12 protein-coding genes and 1 tRNA gene are annotated in these 15,810 nt (G+C 66.2%); 5 read left to right on the forward strand and 8 right to left on the reverse strand.

Annotated features, from left to right (window positions below; genetic code table 11):
• Positions 1-4 precede the first annotated feature (4 nt).
• Positions 5-1,237, reverse strand: coding sequence for an MFS transporter (locus ACLBWL_RS07660; RefSeq protein ID WP_447791647.1), 1,233 nt, complete (start codon positions 1,235-1,237; stop codon positions 5-7).
• Between the two features lie 69 nt (positions 1,238-1,306).
• On the opposite strand from ACLBWL_RS07660, the gene ACLBWL_RS07665 reads away from it, so the two are divergent.
• Positions 1,307-2,380: a YeiH family protein gene (locus ACLBWL_RS07665; protein WP_447791649.1), complete on the forward strand. Its 1,074-nt coding sequence runs from the start codon at positions 1,307-1,309 to the stop codon at positions 2,378-2,380.
• Here ACLBWL_RS07665 and ACLBWL_RS07670 read toward each other — a convergent pair.
• The 3 genes from ACLBWL_RS07670 to ACLBWL_RS07680 all read right to left on the reverse strand — a co-directional run bounded on the left by ACLBWL_RS07670 (position 2,377) and on the right by ACLBWL_RS07680 (position 6,555).
• Complete coding sequence (locus ACLBWL_RS07670) at positions 2,377-3,366, reverse strand: LacI family DNA-binding transcriptional regulator (RefSeq protein WP_447791651.1); 990 nt, start codon at positions 3,364-3,366, stop codon at positions 2,377-2,379. The genes ACLBWL_RS07665 and ACLBWL_RS07670 overlap by 4 nt on opposite strands.
• Before the next feature lie 267 nt (positions 3,367-3,633).
• Positions 3,634-5,436, reverse strand: a complete 1,803-nt coding sequence (locus ACLBWL_RS07675) for an IlvD/Edd family dehydratase (protein ID WP_447791653.1) — start codon at positions 5,434-5,436, stop codon at positions 3,634-3,636.
• A 24-nt stretch (positions 5,437-5,460) separates the two neighbouring features.
• Entirely contained in the window at positions 5,461-6,555 is a 1,095-nt protein-coding gene (locus ACLBWL_RS07680) for an aldose epimerase family protein (RefSeq protein WP_447792057.1), read from the reverse strand.
• A 194-nt stretch (positions 6,556-6,749) separates the two neighbouring features.
• On the opposite strand from ACLBWL_RS07680, the gene ACLBWL_RS07685 reads away from it, so the two are divergent.
• Together ACLBWL_RS07685 and araD1 are read left to right on the forward strand one after the other, a co-directional pair.
• The gene (locus ACLBWL_RS07685) at positions 6,750-8,078 is read left to right on the forward strand and encodes a sugar MFS transporter (protein ID WP_447792059.1); all 1,329 of its coding nucleotides are present in this window, start codon (positions 6,750-6,752) and stop codon (positions 8,076-8,078) included.
• A 189-nt stretch (positions 8,079-8,267) separates the two neighbouring features.
• On the forward strand, positions 8,268-9,260 hold the full coding sequence (gene araD1 / locus ACLBWL_RS07690; RefSeq protein ID WP_447792061.1) for an AraD1 family protein: 993 nt from the start codon (positions 8,268-8,270) through the stop codon (positions 9,258-9,260).
• A gap of 116 nt (positions 9,261-9,376) precedes the next feature.
• On the opposite strand, the gene ACLBWL_RS07695 is transcribed toward araD1, so the two are convergent.
• From ACLBWL_RS07695 to ACLBWL_RS07705, 3 genes are all read right to left on the reverse strand, one after another.
• Positions 9,377-9,452, reverse strand: a tRNA-Ile gene (locus ACLBWL_RS07695).
• Positions 9,453-9,572: 120 nt separating this feature from the next.
• The gene (locus tag ACLBWL_RS07700) at positions 9,573-9,839 is read right to left on the reverse strand and encodes a hypothetical protein (protein ID WP_380780816.1); all 267 of its coding nucleotides are present in this window, start codon (positions 9,837-9,839) and stop codon (positions 9,573-9,575) included.
• Positions 9,840-9,993: 154 nt separating this feature from the next.
• On the reverse strand, positions 9,994-11,394 hold the full coding sequence (locus ACLBWL_RS07705; protein ID WP_447792063.1) for a M20/M25/M40 family metallo-hydrolase: 1,401 nt from the start codon (positions 11,392-11,394) through the stop codon (positions 9,994-9,996).
• Between the two features lie 106 nt (positions 11,395-11,500).
• Here ACLBWL_RS07705 and ettA point away from each other — a divergent pair, with 106 nt between their 5' ends.
• Entirely contained in the window at positions 11,501-13,180 is a 1,680-nt protein-coding gene (gene ettA / locus ACLBWL_RS07710; RefSeq protein WP_307084344.1) for an energy-dependent translational throttle protein EttA, read from the forward strand.
• 480 nt (positions 13,181-13,660) lie between these two features.
• Here the strand turns inward: ettA and ACLBWL_RS07715 are convergent, their stop codons facing one another.
• On the reverse strand, positions 13,661-14,383 hold the full coding sequence (locus ACLBWL_RS07715; RefSeq protein WP_447791656.1) for a Uma2 family endonuclease: 723 nt from the start codon (positions 14,381-14,383) through the stop codon (positions 13,661-13,663).
• A gap of 119 nt (positions 14,384-14,502) precedes the next feature.
• Between ACLBWL_RS07715 and ACLBWL_RS07720 the strand changes: the two genes are divergently transcribed.
• Positions 14,503-15,696: a sensor histidine kinase gene (locus ACLBWL_RS07720; RefSeq protein ID WP_447791658.1), complete on the forward strand. Its 1,194-nt coding sequence runs from the start codon at positions 14,503-14,505 to the stop codon at positions 15,694-15,696.
• Positions 15,697-15,810 lie beyond the last annotated feature (114 nt).

The raw sequence follows: 15,810 nt of genomic DNA on the forward strand, positions 1-15,810 counted from the left end.
GACGTCAGTGGGCCATCGCCACGACGTCCGACCCGTCATCCGGAACCGCGACGATGGTCGGGATGATGAGCTGGACCAGCCCCAGCGCTAATAGGTAGGACACCGAGCAGACGCCTAGCAGCGGGCCGTAGCCATAGCCCGCCGCCAGCGACACCGCGGCCAGCTGGATCAGCACGATCGACCACATGTTGCCGCAGAATGCGGCGATCCCGATCGTCGAGCCGACCGCGCGCGCGGGGACGATATCAGTGGCGAGCGCGAAGACGTTGGTCGAAAATCCCTGATGCGCGAACAGCCCGAGCCCGAGCAGCAGCGCTGCCGACCACGCATCGTCGACCACCAGCACCAGCGTCACCGGCAGGACGAGCAGCGCGTAGAGCAGCATCGTGCCCTTGCGCGCGCGATCGACGCTCCAGCCGCGCGCCATCAGCCGCGTCGGCAGCCAGCCGCCGGTCAGCGCCCCCGCCGCCGCCATCGCATAGGCCAGCGCGACCGGGAGCCCGACGGTGCCCTGCGGCAGGCCAAACATCCGGTGGAACAGGTCGGGCAGCCACGCGAGCATAAAGAACCAGACCTGATCCGACAGAACCTTGGCGATCGCGATCGCGGCGGTTTCGCGGCGCTTGAACAGATCGGACCAGCGGATCGGCGCGGGCCGCACGCTGCTCTCGGCGACCGCGGGGATCCGCACCGAGAACCAGACCACGACCCAGACGAGCCCAAGCGCGCCGGCTGCGAGGAACGCTGCGCGCCAGCCATAGGCGACGGCCAGCGCGGGGACTACCAGCGGGGTGATGACCGCGCCGATGTTGGGCGCGGTGTTGCCGATCCCGAGCGCGATCGATCGCTCGCGCTGCGTGAAATAGGTCGCCGCCGACTTGACCGCGGCGGGGGTGCCGATCGATTCCGCGCCGCCCAGAACGACGCGCGCGGCGATGAAGCCGCCGACGCTGCTGACCACAGCATGCGCCATCCCAGCAAGGCTCCACACCGCGACGCCGAGCGCGAAGCCGAGCTTCAGCCCGACGCGGTCGATGAACCAGCCGGTGCCGAGAAAGGCGACCGCCGCCGCGACCTGGAACGCCGACAGCATGTTGGCGTAATCCTGGTCCGACCAGTGGAACTCGGCCTCGAGCGTCGGCTTCAACAGCGAGAGGATCTGGCGGTCGACATAGTTCAGCATGATCGCCACGAAGACGAGCGCGACGATGATCCAGCGCCTGCGATCGGTGGGCATAGGCTCTCCTGATTTCATCGTTCCGATAACGGTGTCATAGGCGCACCGATCGCGCTAGACCTTCGTCGTATGAGCCTTCATGCAGCCCCGGGCGCCAACCCGCAACGCCCTCTGCAACGGCCGGCGCCAGCCGCGGCCGACCTCTATGGCGATCTGGAGCCTAGCCCGCAGGTCACGTGGCGCAGTTTCGCGCCGGGGCTGACCGTCGTCGCGGCGGGGACATTGGCGGCGGGGTTCCTTGCCGACCGGTATGGCGCACCGCTGACGCTGATGGCGCTGCTGATCGGGCTTGCGCTCAATTTCCTATCGGCGGATTCACGACTGACGCCGGGGCTCGCGTTCGCGTCGCGCTCGCTGCTGCGCTGGGGCATCGTGCTCGTCGGCGTGCGGATCACCTTCGGGCAGATCGCCGCGCTGGGGCCGGTCGCGCTGCTGTCGGTGCTTGTGATTGTCGCGGCGACGATGGGGGTGGGTATCCTGGCCGCGCGGCGGTTCGGCTACGACACCGCGTTCGGGACGCTGGCGGGCGGCGCGGTTGCGATCTGCGGCGCGTCCGCCGCGCTGGCGCTGGCGACGTTGCTCGGTGAACGGCGCGCGAGCCAGGCGCAACTGACTTTGGTGCTGGTCGGGATTTCTGCGATGAGCGCGACCGCGATGGTGCTGTATCCGCTCGCCGCGCACGCGCTCGGGCTGTCCGATCTGCGCGCGGGGTTCCTGCTCGGCGCGTCGATCCACGACGTCGCGCAAGCCTTGGGCGCGGGCTATTCCTATTCTGAAGGCGCGGGACAGATCGCGGCGATCGTGAAGCTGACCCGCGTCGCGCTGCTGGCGCCCGTGCTGGCGATCGTCGCGCTGTTCCTGCCGCGCGGTACGGCGGGAAAGGGCGTCGGCATCCCGTGGTTCGTCGTCGGGTTCTTCTTGCTGGCCGGGGTCAATTCGCTGGTCGTCATTCCAACCGTGGTGATCGGTGGTGCGGAGGCACTGGCGACCGGGCTGCTCGCGGCGGCGGTGACGGCGACCGCGATCCGCTCGCCGATGGCGCAGTTGCTGAAGGCGGGGCCGCGGCCGTTGCTCGTGATCCTGGCGGCGACCGTGACCGCGTTCGTGCTGTCGCTCGCCGCGGCCGAGTTGCTGATCGGCTAGGTCGAGGCGCGCACCACCAGCGCGTGCGGGACCTGGCGCAGCTCGTCGGGATCGGCACGGCTCAGCAGCAAGTCCGCTGCCTGCCAGGCGAGATCGCGGACCGGCTGGCGGACCGTCGTCAGCGGCGGCCAGACATAGCTCGCCAAGGCATCGTCGCCGAACCCGGCGATCGCGATGTCGGTCGGGATGCGCAGGCCGCGGCGATGCGCGACCATCAAGGCACCCGCCGCCATCTCGTCCGAGCCCGCGAAGATCGCGGTCGGCGGGGAGCGGAGCGCGAGCAACGCTTCCGCGGCCTCCGCACCGCTGGCGAAGTCGTACCGGCCCTCGACGATCAGATCGGTATCGGGCGCGATGCCGGCCGCCAGCAGCGCGGCCTCGTAGCCGGTCCGGCGCTGTGCGCTCGTCGCGTAGTCGCGTGGGCCGGCGATGTGTGCGATCCGGCGATGACCACGCTCGAGCAAATGGGCGGTCAGTTCATGCGCGGCGGTGACATTGTCGATGAACGTCGCCGGCGCGAGGCCTGCCCGAGTCCCGGGCGACACGCGGACGAACGGGATCGCGCGCGCCGCGAGCAGCGCCAGCACCTCGTCGTTATCCGATAGCGGCGGCGTGAGGATGATCCCATCGGGGCCGCTGGTCGCGATCAGTGCGTCGAGATCGGCGAGCAGGCGCGGCGAGCCCCGGTCGTAGGGCTGGGTGAGGACGCGAACCCCGTCGACCTCGCACCGATCGCGGATGCCCTGCTGCATCGCGTAGACATAGGCAGGGCTGGGGTTGTCGCAGACGAGCGCAACCTGGAACGAGCGATTCCCGGCGAGCGTGCGCGCGGCGAAACTGGGGCGGAAGTTCAGGTCTGCAACGGCGCGCTCGACCTTCTCGCGCGTCTCGGCCCCGACATAGCGCTCCTTGTTGAGAACGCGGCTGACGGTCTTGATCGACGTTCCGCTCGCGATCGCGACGTCGCGTATCGTGACCCGTTTCACCGTCGATGCCGTCCGTGCGTCATGGCATCGTTTCGCATCGGCGACGTCGTTGGGCAATCGGTAAGATTGTGCGGGGCGTTGGGAGTGCGGGGCGAGATGCCACCGGCCTAACCACGGGCGGTACGGGCTCCCCTCCCTGGAAGGGAGGCGCTGGGGGTGGGTAGGCCCGCTTGTGCCGCCGACGTTCTAATATGCGGAAGCCGACCCACCCCCGACCCCTCCCTTTCAGGGAGGGGGGAAGAGTCGTGGGCGCTACGTTTACCGCGATCAGTGGTTGTCGCGGGGGAGGCCCATGGTCTGCGCGATGCGCTGGTACTTCTCGGCGCCTTCGAGGATCGCGCCGGTCTGTAGCTGGCCGACGGTGGCGCGCTGGATTTCCTGCCACGGAGTCTGCGAGCCGGGATAGGCATAGCCGCCCGCCGCGGTCAGCGTCCGGCGGCGTTCGGCGAGTTCCTCGTCGGAGATTAGCACGTCGGCAGTGCCCTTGCCGAGATCGATGCGGACTCGGTCGCCGGTGCGGATCAGCGCGAGGCCGCCCATCGCCGCGGCTTCAGGGCTGGCGTTGAGGATCGACGGCGACCCCGACGTGCCCGACTGGCGCCCGTCGCCGATGCACGGCAGCGCATGGACGCCTTCGCGGATCAGATACGCGGGCGGCCGCATGTTGACGACTTCGGCGGCACCCGGATAGCCGATCGGCCCCGCGCCACGCATGAACAGCAGCGTGTCGGTGGTGATCCCGAGCGAGGGATCGTCGATCCGGTGGTGATAATCCTCCGGCCCGTCGAACACGACCGCGGGGCCTTCGAACGCCTCGGGATCGTCGGGGTTCGAAAGGTAGCGCGCACGGAATTCGGGCGAGATCACGCTGGTCTTCATGATCGCACTGTCGAACAGATTGCCGCGCAACACGATGAAGCCCGCGTCCTGGAGCAGCGGCGTCGCGAACGGACGGATGACTCGCTCGTCCTCGATCGTCGCATCGCGGCAATTGTCGCCCATCGTCCTGCCGTTGGCGGTCATCGCGTCTTCGTGGATCAGACCCTGCTTGATCAGTTCACCGACCACGGCGGGGACGCCGCCCGCATGATAATAATCCTCGCCGAGATACTCGCCGGCGGGCTGGAGGTTGACCATCAGCGGCACCTTGTGGCCGTGCGTCTGCCAGTCGTCGATCGGCAGGTCGACGCCGATGTGACGCGCGATCGCGGCCAGGTGGATCGGTGCGTTGGTCGAACCGCCGATCGCCGAATTGACGACGATCGCGTTGTGGAACGCCTCCTTGGTCAGGATGTCGCTGGGCTTCAGGTCTTCGGCGACCATGTCGACGATCCGCTTCCCGGTCTTGTAGGCGATCTCCTGGCGGTCACGGTACGGCGCAGGAATCGCGGCCGAGCCGGGCAGCTGCATGCCAAGTGCCTCGGCAAGGCTGTTCATCGTCGTCGCGGTGCCCATCGTGTTGCAATAGCCGGTCGACGGGGCGGAGGACGCCACGAGCTTGATAAAGCCCTCGTCGTCGATCGCGCCGGTCGCGAGCAGTTCGCGCGCTTTCCACACGATCGTCCCCGAACCGGTCCGCTCGCCCTTGTGCCAGCCGTTGAGCATCGGCCCGACCGACAGCGCGATCGCCGGGATGTTGACGGTTGCTGCCGCCATCAGGCAGGCCGGCGTGGTCTTGTCGCAGCCGATCGTCAGCACCACGCCGTCGAGCGGATAGCCGTAGAGCACCTCGACCAGCGCCAGGTACGCGAGGTTGCGGTCGAGCCCGGCGGTCGGGCGCTTGCCGGTTTCCTGGATCGGATGGACCGGGAATTCGAGCGCGATGCCGCCGGCTTCACGGATACCCTCGCGCAGACGTTCGGCGAGCACGAGGTGATGGCGGTTGCAAGGGCTCAGGTCGCTGCCGGTCTGCGCGATGCCGATGATCGGCTTGCCCGAGCGCAGTTCCTCGAGGCTCAGCCCGAAGTTCAGATAACGCTCGAGATAGAGCGCGGTCATGTCGATATTCTCGGGGTTGTCGAACCACGCGCGGCTGCGGAGCTTGCTGGAAGCGGGGGACATGTCGGTCATCGGGAGCTTTCTGGAGATCGGGTGTCAGCGGGCGACGGAAAGGCGGTAGATCATCGCGTGGTGATACGGCTTGCCCGGATCGACGCGCGCGGAGACGAAGTTCGGTTTGTTCGGGGCATCGGGGAATTTCTGCGGTTCGAGCGCGATCCCGTCACCCATCCGGTAAAGATGGCCGTGCTTGCCGACATACGTCCCGTCAAGGAAATTGCCGGTGTAGAACTGCACGCCGGGCTCGGTCGTCAGCACTTCGAGCACGCGGCCGGATGCGGGATCCTCGAGCCGCGCGGCCAGTTCCGGCTTGGCGGTCAGGCCCTTGTCGAGCGCGAAATTGTGATCGTAGCCCTGGCCGTAGCGGATCTGCTGGTCGCGGCCGTCGCGGATGCCGTCGCCGACGATACGGCCGGCCCGGAAGTCGAACACGGTGCCGTCGACCGGTTGCAGCGCGCCGGTCGGGATCAGCCTGGCGTCGACCGGGGTGATCGCCTTGGCGGGAATCGTCAGGCGGTGGCCATAGGTGCCGATCCGCGAGCCTTCGCCGCCGAGATCGAAGATCGCGTGGTTGGTCATGTTGACCACCGTCGGCTTGTCGGTCTTCGCGTCATAGGCGATGCCGAGATTGCCCGCCTCGTCGAGCGTGTAGGTGACGGTGACGTCGAGGTTGCCCGGATAGCCGGCTTCGCCATCGGGGCTGCGATGGCCGAGCACCAGCGTGGCGACCGGGCCGCTCTTGACCGAAAGGACCTTCCACGCGGTCTTGTCGAAACCCTTGCCGCCGCCGTGCAGCGAGTTGGTCTTGTCGTTGAGCGGCAACTGGTAGGTCTTGCCGTCGAGCGTGAACTTGCCGCCAGCGATGCGGTTGGCATAGCGGCCGACGGTGACGCCGAAGAAATTGGGATGATCGACATAGGAGGCGAGGTCGTCATAGCCGAGCATGACGTCGGCGATCTTGCCGCTGCGGTCCGGGCCCATCAGCGATTGCAGCGTCGCGCCATAGGACAGGACGCGCGCGGAGATGCCGTGCGCGTTGCTGAGCGTGATCGCCTCGATCGCGGTGCCGTCCTTCAGCGTGCCCGCGGGCGAACGCTTCGCCTCGGCAGCGTGCGCAGCCTGTGTCGGCATGACCGCCAGTAACGTCGCCACGATGATCCCCGTCTTCCCCAGTCCGCGCATTTAGGTTCCCATCCTTAATCGTCCGACGCCGTTGACGCGCCTTGCCGGGGTATATAGTCCGACAATATATTTCTGAGCAAGCCATGCGGTGAAAGACTGTCGATCGGTCGCCGACATGGCACGGAGGATGGACGAACATGGCGATGCCGATACAGCCTACACAGACGACACGACCCTTGGAGCAGGGAACGCAGGAGGCGGGGCCGAGCTATCGGTCGGCGCTGACATTGCTGGCCAGCCTGTTCTTCATGTGGGGCTTCATCACGGTCATCAACAACACGCTGCTGCCGCACCTGCGCAGCGTGTTCGACCTGAGCTACACGCAGACGACGCTGATCGAGAGCGTCTGGTTCATCGCCTATTTCTTCGCGTCGATCCCGTCGGCCAAGCTGATCGAGCGGATCGGCTATCAGAAGTCGATGGTGTTCGGCCTCGCGCTGATGGCGGGCGGTGCGCTACTGATGGTGCCCGCGGCGCGGATCCCGTCCTACGGCGTCACGCTGGTCGCGTTGTTCATCATCGCGAGCGGGATCACGCTGCTGCAGGTCGCGGCGAACCCTTATGTCGCAGTGGTCGGGCCGCCCGAGACCGCGTCGTCGCGGTTGAACCTCGTACAGGCGTTCAACTCGGCCGGCGCGACGCTGGCGCCGCTGTTCGGCGGGTATCTGATCCTTGGCCGTTCGACTTCGGGCACGGCTGCGGCCGGATCGACCACCGCGCTGACTGCCGCCGAGCGACTCGCGGATGCGCAGTCGGTGGTGTTGCCGTATCTGATCGTCGCGGGCGTTCTCGTGGTGCTTGCGATCGTGATCGCCAAGTTCCCGCTGCCGGCGATGGGCTCGTCGACGCAGCGCTCCGCCAAGGAGGCGCGCAAGGGCCTGTCGCTCTGGTCGCACCGCAACCTGGTGTTCGGCATCCCGGCGATCTTCATCTACCTGGTCGCCGAGATCGGCGTCGCCAACCTGTTCATCAACTTCGTCAGCCAGCCGCAGATCGGCAACCTCAGCCACGAACAGGCGTCGCACTACCTGTTCATCCTGTGGGGCGGCATGATGGTCGGCCGCCTGATCGGCAGCGTCGTCATGCGAACGATTCCCGCCGAGCGCGTGCTGGCGTTCGCCAGCATCGGCGCGTGCGTCGTCATGCTGATCGCGACCTTCACCACCGGCCATGTCGCGATGTGGGCGCTGATCTCGGTCGGGCTGTTCCACTCGATCATGTTCCCGACGATCTTCACGCTCGGCATCAAGGGCCTCGGGCCGTTGACCGAGGAAGGCTCGGGGCTGCTGATCATGGCGATCGCCGGTGGTGCGCTGGTGATCGTGCAGGGCTGGCTGGCGGATACCTACGGCCTGCAGTCGTCGTTCCTGCTGACCGCGGCGTGTGAACTCTACGTGCTGTTCTACGCGGTGTGGGGCTCCAAGGTCACCGATCCGCTGCCCGATCCGACTCCCGTTCAGCCGGTCGCCTAAGCCTGAAAAGGAGGCGCGGCCGGCGATCCCGTCTGCCGCGTGTCATGTCCGACTATTCTAGCCAGTTCATTTATACGATATATACGCCTCGATCGTGCTCTTGCCGATCGGGGCGTTCGCGCGTTTGATGGCGGAATTCCGCCGCGTATCGGTGCAACCCGGGACCGTTGGGTCCATCAGGAGAGAATGATGACGTTACGTTTGCTGCAGCATGTCGGCGCCGACGGTACGCGCTCGGTGATCGCCGCGACCGCCGAGGGCGCGGCGGTCGTGAAGGGGGTCGACAGCGTCCGTGCGCTCGCGGCCAAGGCGATCGCCGACGGCAGTGACCTTGCGGCCACCGTAGCCGCCTGCGGAACGGGCGCGGGCGTCGACATCGCGGCCGAGCTGGACGCCGGACGTCTGGTGTCGCCGATCGACCATGTCGATCCGGCGCATCTGATCATGACCGGCACCGGCCTGACTCATCTCGGCTCGGCCGAGGGACGCGACAAGATGCACCGCGCCGCCGCCGACACGGCGAAGCAGACCGATTCGATGCGGATGTTCCTCGAGGGCGTCGAGGGCGGCAAGCCGGCGCCGGGCCAGCGCGGCCAGCAGCCCGAATGGTTCTACAAGGGCGACGGCTCGGGACTGGTCGCACCGGGCGGCGCGCTGACGATGCCCGACTTCGCCGAGGACGGCGGCGAGGAGCCCGAACTCGCCGGGATCTACCTGATCGGCCCCGACGGAACGCCGTTCCGGCTCGGGCTGTGCCTTGCCAACGAGTTCAGCGACCATGTGACCGAGCGGCACAATTATCTGTGGCTCGCGCATTCGAAGCTGCGCCAGGCGTCGCTCGGCCCCGAACTGCTGGTCGGCACGCCGCCCGAGCATATCGAGGGGGCGAGCCGCATCCACCGCGATGGCGCGGTGCTGTGGGAAAAGCCGTTCCTGTCGGGCGAGGCGAACATGTCGCACACGATCGCCAACCTCGAGGCGCATCATTTCAAATACGACCTGTTCCGCCGGCCCGGCGACGTCCATGTCCATTTCTTTGGAACTGCGACGCTGTCGTTCGCGGACGGCGTGACGACCCGCGAGGGCGATGTGTTCGAGATCGAGGCGGCGCCGTTCACGCTGCCGCTGCGCAACACGCTGACCAAGGCCGCCGCGCGGCCGTTGTCGGTCGTCACGCTCTAGGCCGCACATGAAGGACTGACGCCACGGTGCCCGGAACTTTCCGCGCATCGTGGTGAAGTCGTGGTGAAGTCGTGTCTGGGGCCGCTCATGGGCGGCTCTGGCTACGTGTGAAGGGTTGGTGGGCCCGGCAGGAATCGAACCCGCAACCTAGCCGTTATGAGCGGCCAGCTCTAACCGTTGAGCTACAGGCCCCACCGGCGCCCGCGTTAGCGCAAGCATTTGCAAAGCAAAAGACACAAAGAAAAAGGGCGCCCCCGAAGGAACGCCCTTTCCGACACTAAATCCTATCGGGCGCGAACGCCCGATGGAATATTAGTTCATGTTGTCGGTCTTTGCGTCGGCAGCGTCACGGACGTTGTCGGCAGCAGCGTTCATGTTGTCGGCTGCGTTCTCGAGCACGTCGGTAGCGACTGCGTTCGAGGTGTTGTCCGCCATGGCGTCCATGTTGTCAGCCTGCATTTCCATGTTGTCAGCCAGCATGTCCGCGTTGTTCTCAACGGCGGCGGCTTCTGGCGACTTGCTGCAGGCTGCGACGGACATCAGGCCGGCGGCAGCAGCGATCAGAACGATCTTCTTCATTCGAATGCTCCCAAGCATAGTTTCACTCGCGGCCGACCCGATTGCCGTCGCGAAGTCACGTCAAATAGCGGACCGCGGCGGCCGGTCAATCCGCTAAATTCATCTGTCCGCAAGGTTTGCGGCAGAACGATGACAGATCGGCCCATGCAATTGGTCACTTTCGGGGCACGACCGGACCGATTTCCTCGCGCGCATTGGCGACCGTCGCGATCATCGCGGTCCACGCGGCGACGTTCTGGCGAAGCTGTTCGGGATCGATCCGTTCCAGCGTATCCTCGGGCGTGTGGTGGTAGTCGAAGTAGCGCAGACCCGACTGGTTGAGGTCGATCCCGGCGACACCCGTCGCGATGGTCGGGCCGACGTCGGTGCCACCATGCGGCGCAGCGGTCCCGCGGATGATCCCGAGCGGCGCGAGTGCGACGGCTAGGCGGTCCTCGATAGGCTTGGCAGCGGCGGGCAGGCTGCTTTCGAACCGCCAGACGCGATCCGCACCGAAATCCGATTCGGCGGCGGTGGCGTGGCGCTCGCCGGCGTGCGCCTTGGCATAGGCGGCCCCGCCGAATCCGCCGCTCTCCTCGTCACCGAACCAGACGACGCGGATCGTCCGGCGTGGCCGCTGGCCGCTGTCCATGACGAGTTTGGCGGCAGCGGCGGTGATCGCGATGCCCGCGCCGTCGTCGATCGCGCCGGTGCCGAGATCCCAGCTGTCGAGATGGCCACCGACGAGGACGATGCCCGCCTTGGGGTCGGTGCCCGGAACCTCGGCGACGACGTTACCCGATTCCTGCATCCCGGCCTGCTTGTCTTCGAGCACCAGCTTCAGCGTCACCGGCTTGCCGAGCTTCACCAGCCGCTCGACATGCTCGGCGTCCGCGACCGACAGCGCCGCCGCGGGGATCGGAGCCACGCCCGCTTCGAAATTGGTGGTGCCCGCGTGCGGCCCGCGGCCGTGATCGGTGCCGATCGACCGGATCACGATCGCCGCTGCACCCTTCCTGGCGGCGACGTTCGGTCCGACGAAGCGCGCGGTGCCCTGCGATCCATAGCTCGATCCGTCCTGCGTCGGCTGCATCGAATTGGAGACGAACGCGATCTTGCCTTTGAGGCTGCCGTCTGCGGCCAGCGCGAGATCATTGTATGTCGGGAAATACACGATCGGCAGGGTCAGCCCGCCCGGCGGCGTCGCGCCTGAATTGCCGAGGCCGACCAGATGAAGTTTCTGCGCATAGGGTGCGACCAACTCCCCGCTCTCCGTGCCGCGCGACCAGACCGGCAGCTGGTATTTCTCGATCCGCACGTTCTTGAATCCGAGCGCCTTCAGCTTGGCGAGCGACCAGGCGCGCGCCCGCGGTGCCGCCTCGGTACCGGTCATGCGTGGGCCGACCTCGGTCGTGATCCCCTCGACGATCTTGTACGCGGTGTCGTCGGTCAGCGCCTTGTCGCGGAGCGCTGCGACCTTTGCATCGGCCGCGGTCGGCGGGGCGGCGGTACGCTGCGCCATCAGGGGAGAGGTGAGGGCGGAAGCGGCCAGCGCCGCGAGCAGGGTGCGTTTCATCATCAGGGTAGCGTATGGCGGCGCTCGCCGTTTGCCAACGGCTCGCCGCATCGCTATCTGCGCACGTCAAATCCCGCCCTTATTCAGAACGGAGCTCGGCACCCACATGGCCGTCCAGTATACCTACGTCATGAAGGGTCTGTCTAAGACCTTCCCCGGTGCCAACAAGCCCGTTCTCAACAACATACATCTGCAGTTCATTCCGTCGGCGAAGATCGCGATCATCGGCCCAAACGGTTCGGGCAAGTCGACCCTGATGAAGATCATGGCCGGCATGGATCCCGATTTTACGGGCGAGGCCTGGGCGGCGGAAGGCGTAAACGTCGGCTACCTGGCGCAGGAGCCTCAGCTCGATCCGACCAAGGACGTGATGGGCAACGTCAAGGACGGCGTGCGGCCCGTCGCGGACCTGGTCGACCGGTTCAACGCGATCTCGGCCGAGATGGGCGATCCGAAGGACGACACCGACTTCGACGCGCTGATGGAGGAGATGGGCGAGCTCCAGGCCAAGATCGACGCGGTCGACGGCTGGGCGCTCGACAGCCAGCTCGAACAGGCGATGGAGGCCTTGCGCTGCCCGCCGGGCGATGCGTCGGTGGTCAACCTCTCGGGCGGCGAGAAGCGCCGCGTCGCGCTCTGCAAGCTGCTGCTGGAGAAGCCGCAGATCCTGCTGCTCGATGAGCCGACCAACCATCTCGACGCCGAAAGCGTGTCGTGGCTGGAGAACTACCTCAAGGAATATACCGGCAACGTCATCCTCGTGACGCATGACCGCTACTTCCTCGACAACGTCGTCAACTGGGTCCTCGAGCTCGATCGCGGGCGCTATTACACCTACGAGAGCAACTATTCGGGCTATCTGGAGAAGAAGGCACAGCGCCTCAGCCAGGAAGAGCGCGAAGAGGCCGGCAAGCAGAAGGCGATCGCCGACGAGCTGGCGTGGATGCGCCAGACCCCCAAGGCCCGCCAGACCAAGTCGAAGGCGCGTATCCGTGCGTTCGACGAGCTGATGGAGAAGCAGGAGAACCGCGTCGCCGGCAAGGCGGCGATCCTGATCCAGCTGCCGGCGCGTCTCGGCGGCAAGGTGATCGAGGCGAAGGGCCTGACCAAGTCGTATGGCGACAAGCTGTTGTTCGACGGTCTCGACTTCACGCTTCCCCCCGGCGGCATCGTCGGCGTGATCGGCCCCAACGGCGCGGGCAAGTCGACCTTGTTCAAGCTCATCACAGGCCAGGAAACGCCCGACGAGGGCACGATCGAAGTCGGTTCGACCGTCAAGCTCGGCTATGTCGACCAGAGCCGCGACGATCTCGATCCGAACAAGAACGTCTGGCAGGAAATCTCCGACGAGCTCGAGATCTTCCGCTTCGGCAAGCAGGAGATGGGCACGCGCGCCTATGTCGGCGCGTTCAACTTCCGCGGGCCGGACCAGCAGAAGAAGGTCGGCCAGCTGTCGGGCGGTGAGCGCAACCGCGTTCACATGGCCAAGATGCTCAAGGAGGGTGGCAACGTCCTCCTGCTCGACGAGCCGACCAACGATCTCGACGTCGAGACTCTCCGCGCGCTCGAAGAGGCGCTGGAGACGTTCGCGGGCTGCGCGGTGGTCATCAGCCATGACCGCTTCTTCCTCGATCGCCTCGCGACGCACATCCTCGCATTCGAGGGCGACAGCCACGTCGAGTGGTTCGAGGGCAACTACGCGTCGTACGAGGAGGACAAGCGTCGCCGGATGGGTGACGCCGCCGATCGTCCTACGCGTCTGGCGTACAAGAAACTGACCCGCTGATCGCCTAAAGGGGCAGCGCGACCACCTTGCAATCCTCCCCTGCAAGGGGGAGGTGGCTGGCACTTGCCAGACGGAGGGGGAGGAAAGGGAAAACCTCTGTTCCGTGTCCTCCCCCTCCGTCGCCTCCGGCGCCACCTCCCCCTGGCGGGGGAGGATTGCTGGGAGACCACCTGGGGGAGGTCGGCCCGTCTTTCCCGTCATTCCAAGCCCTTGGGCTAGGTGAATTTGGATCTGGGGGGGTAGCGGCTCAGGTCGGCGCTTGTCTCTTTCAACTAGGGGCAAGACCACGATCCGCTGCCGCCACTCTCTCCCATGTTCTCCCGCGAAGGCGGGAGCCCAGTCTGGATCCCCGCCTTCGCGGGGAAACAGTGCTTACGTGGTTGAGAGGAATGTCCGCCGAACAGGTCTCGGTCGAACAACCAGTTGATCAGCTGTAACTCTACCGAGCGACCATCCACAAGCCGCGCATCAATGTGCTTATCAAAGCGTGATGGTCTCGATCTTCAGGCCAGGTATCGTCACCGACTCGATCCTCGCATCGAACGGGACGTCCCGTGACTGATTAAGGCGATCGCCTACCGGCGCCCACATCTGGTGGATCATCCGCGCCGCGACATCGGCGACCCAATATTCCGGAATGCCGGCCTCTGCGTAGATCCGGGCCTTCTCACGCAAGTCGAACGCAAGCGTGCTTGCCGATACCTCGCAGATCAGAGCCACCGACGCGCCCGGGATTGGGCCATCGCCCCGCGGTTCGCGGGTCAGCATGATATCGGGCTGGGGTTCGCTGAACGAAGACAGCGCCGCGGATTGCTCGGTCGCCACGTGCAGCGACGATCCCAGCGCTTCCAAGGCACGCCGCAACCGGTAGGCGATCTCGTCCTTCACGAAACCGTGCGGACGATATTGCGGACTCAGCGCGTAGATTGCGCCATCGAGCATCTCCGTTTTGCCATGACCTTGCAACGATCCCGCATCGGCGCGCAGGCGATATGCGCGACTGTCGAGCTTGATCGGCTTCGAGCCATCATATTCCGGTTCGTCGTCATCCTGGAGTCGAACGCCCGAGAGTTCCCCGTCGAGAAGCTCGACCTTGCCGTAACCGGCGAAGCTTCCCGCCCGCTTCAGCAGGATGAAGTCGTCGATCGTCAGCGGAACGGGATCGCGATGCAGGATGGGCGCATGGACGTTCACGCCGTTCATGTATCACGGCCGATCGCCGCCCCCAACAGTCGCCCCCGACAGCCGCCATGCAAGCGCCATGTTGATCCTTCAGGGAAGGTCGGTACTAGAGACGCTTGGTATCGACGAACGGAGCATACGTGGCAGTTATCGAACCTTCTCCCGGCGGGGATACTCCTCCGGGTGCGGGCGAGCTTCAGTATCGCCTTCGCCAGCAGTCGATCCTGGCCGATTTCGGGATCGAGGCACTGCGCGCGCGGGATCTGCAGCCGATGTTGCAGCGCGCGACCGAGCTGTGCGGCGAGGGGATGCGCTCGAAATATTGCAAGTTCCTCGAATATCGCCCCGAGCAGGACACGTTGCTGGTGCGTGCCGGCATCGGCTGGGAGCCCGGCGTGGTCGGGTCGACCGAGATGCGCACCGATCTCGGCTCGCCCGCTGGGTTCGCGCTGGAGACGGGCCTGCCGGTGATCTCGAACCATCTCGAGAACGAGCAGCGGTTTCGGACGCCCGAGTTCATGGCGCGACACAATATCCGACGGGCGATCAACGTGCTGGTCGAGACGTCGGGCAAGCGGTTTGGCGTGCTCGAGGTCGACAGCCCCGACGAGGGCCAGTTCGAGCCTGCCGACTTCGCGTTCATGCAGGGGTTCGCCAATCTCATCGGCGTCGCGATCGAACGGCAGCAGGCGGAGCAGCGGCTGAGCGAGGCGATGGAGCACCAGGAGCTGCTCACGCGCGAGGCCAGCCACCGCGTCAAGAACAGCCTCGCGCTCGTCTCGGCGATGCTCAACCTGCAGATGCAGGAGGACGACGATCCGCGAATCCGGCGGCTGCTCGGGGACGCGCAGGCGCGGATCACGGCGATCGCGCAGACGCACGACCAGCTGTGGCGCGGCGATCAGGTCGGCATCGTCGCGCTCAACGACCTGGTCTGCGGGATCGCGACGGGGCTGGGCGAGCAATCGCTCAAGCACCGGATCGAGTGCGATATCGAGCCGATCCTGATCAGCGCGGACGTCGCGATACCGGTCGGCCTGTTGGTGACCGAACTCGTCACCAACGCGATCAAATATGCGTATGGCGACAACGGCGGGGTGATCCTGATCACTGTGCGCAGCGCGGATGGGCGGATCGTGTTGACGGTGTCCGACGAGGGCGATGGATTGCCGGTGGACTTCGACCTGAAGGCGGCATCGCGGAAAAGCCTCGGGATGCGGATGATCGGCAGCCTCGCGCGCCAGCTGCGCGGGACGGTGACGATCGAGAACGCGGCGGTCGGGACGTGCGCGACGCTGGACGTACCCGATCCGCGGGTCGAGGAAGCGGGATAGGCGTTGCGTGCGCGATCCTCCCCCGCCAGGGGGAGGATACGCAACGTCCGTTGCACGTTCCTCCCCCTCCGTCTCGCTACGCGATCCACCTCCCCCTGGCGGGGGAGGATCGCG

The sequence above is a fragment of the Sphingomonas sp. M1A8_2b genome, assembly GCF_053345535.1.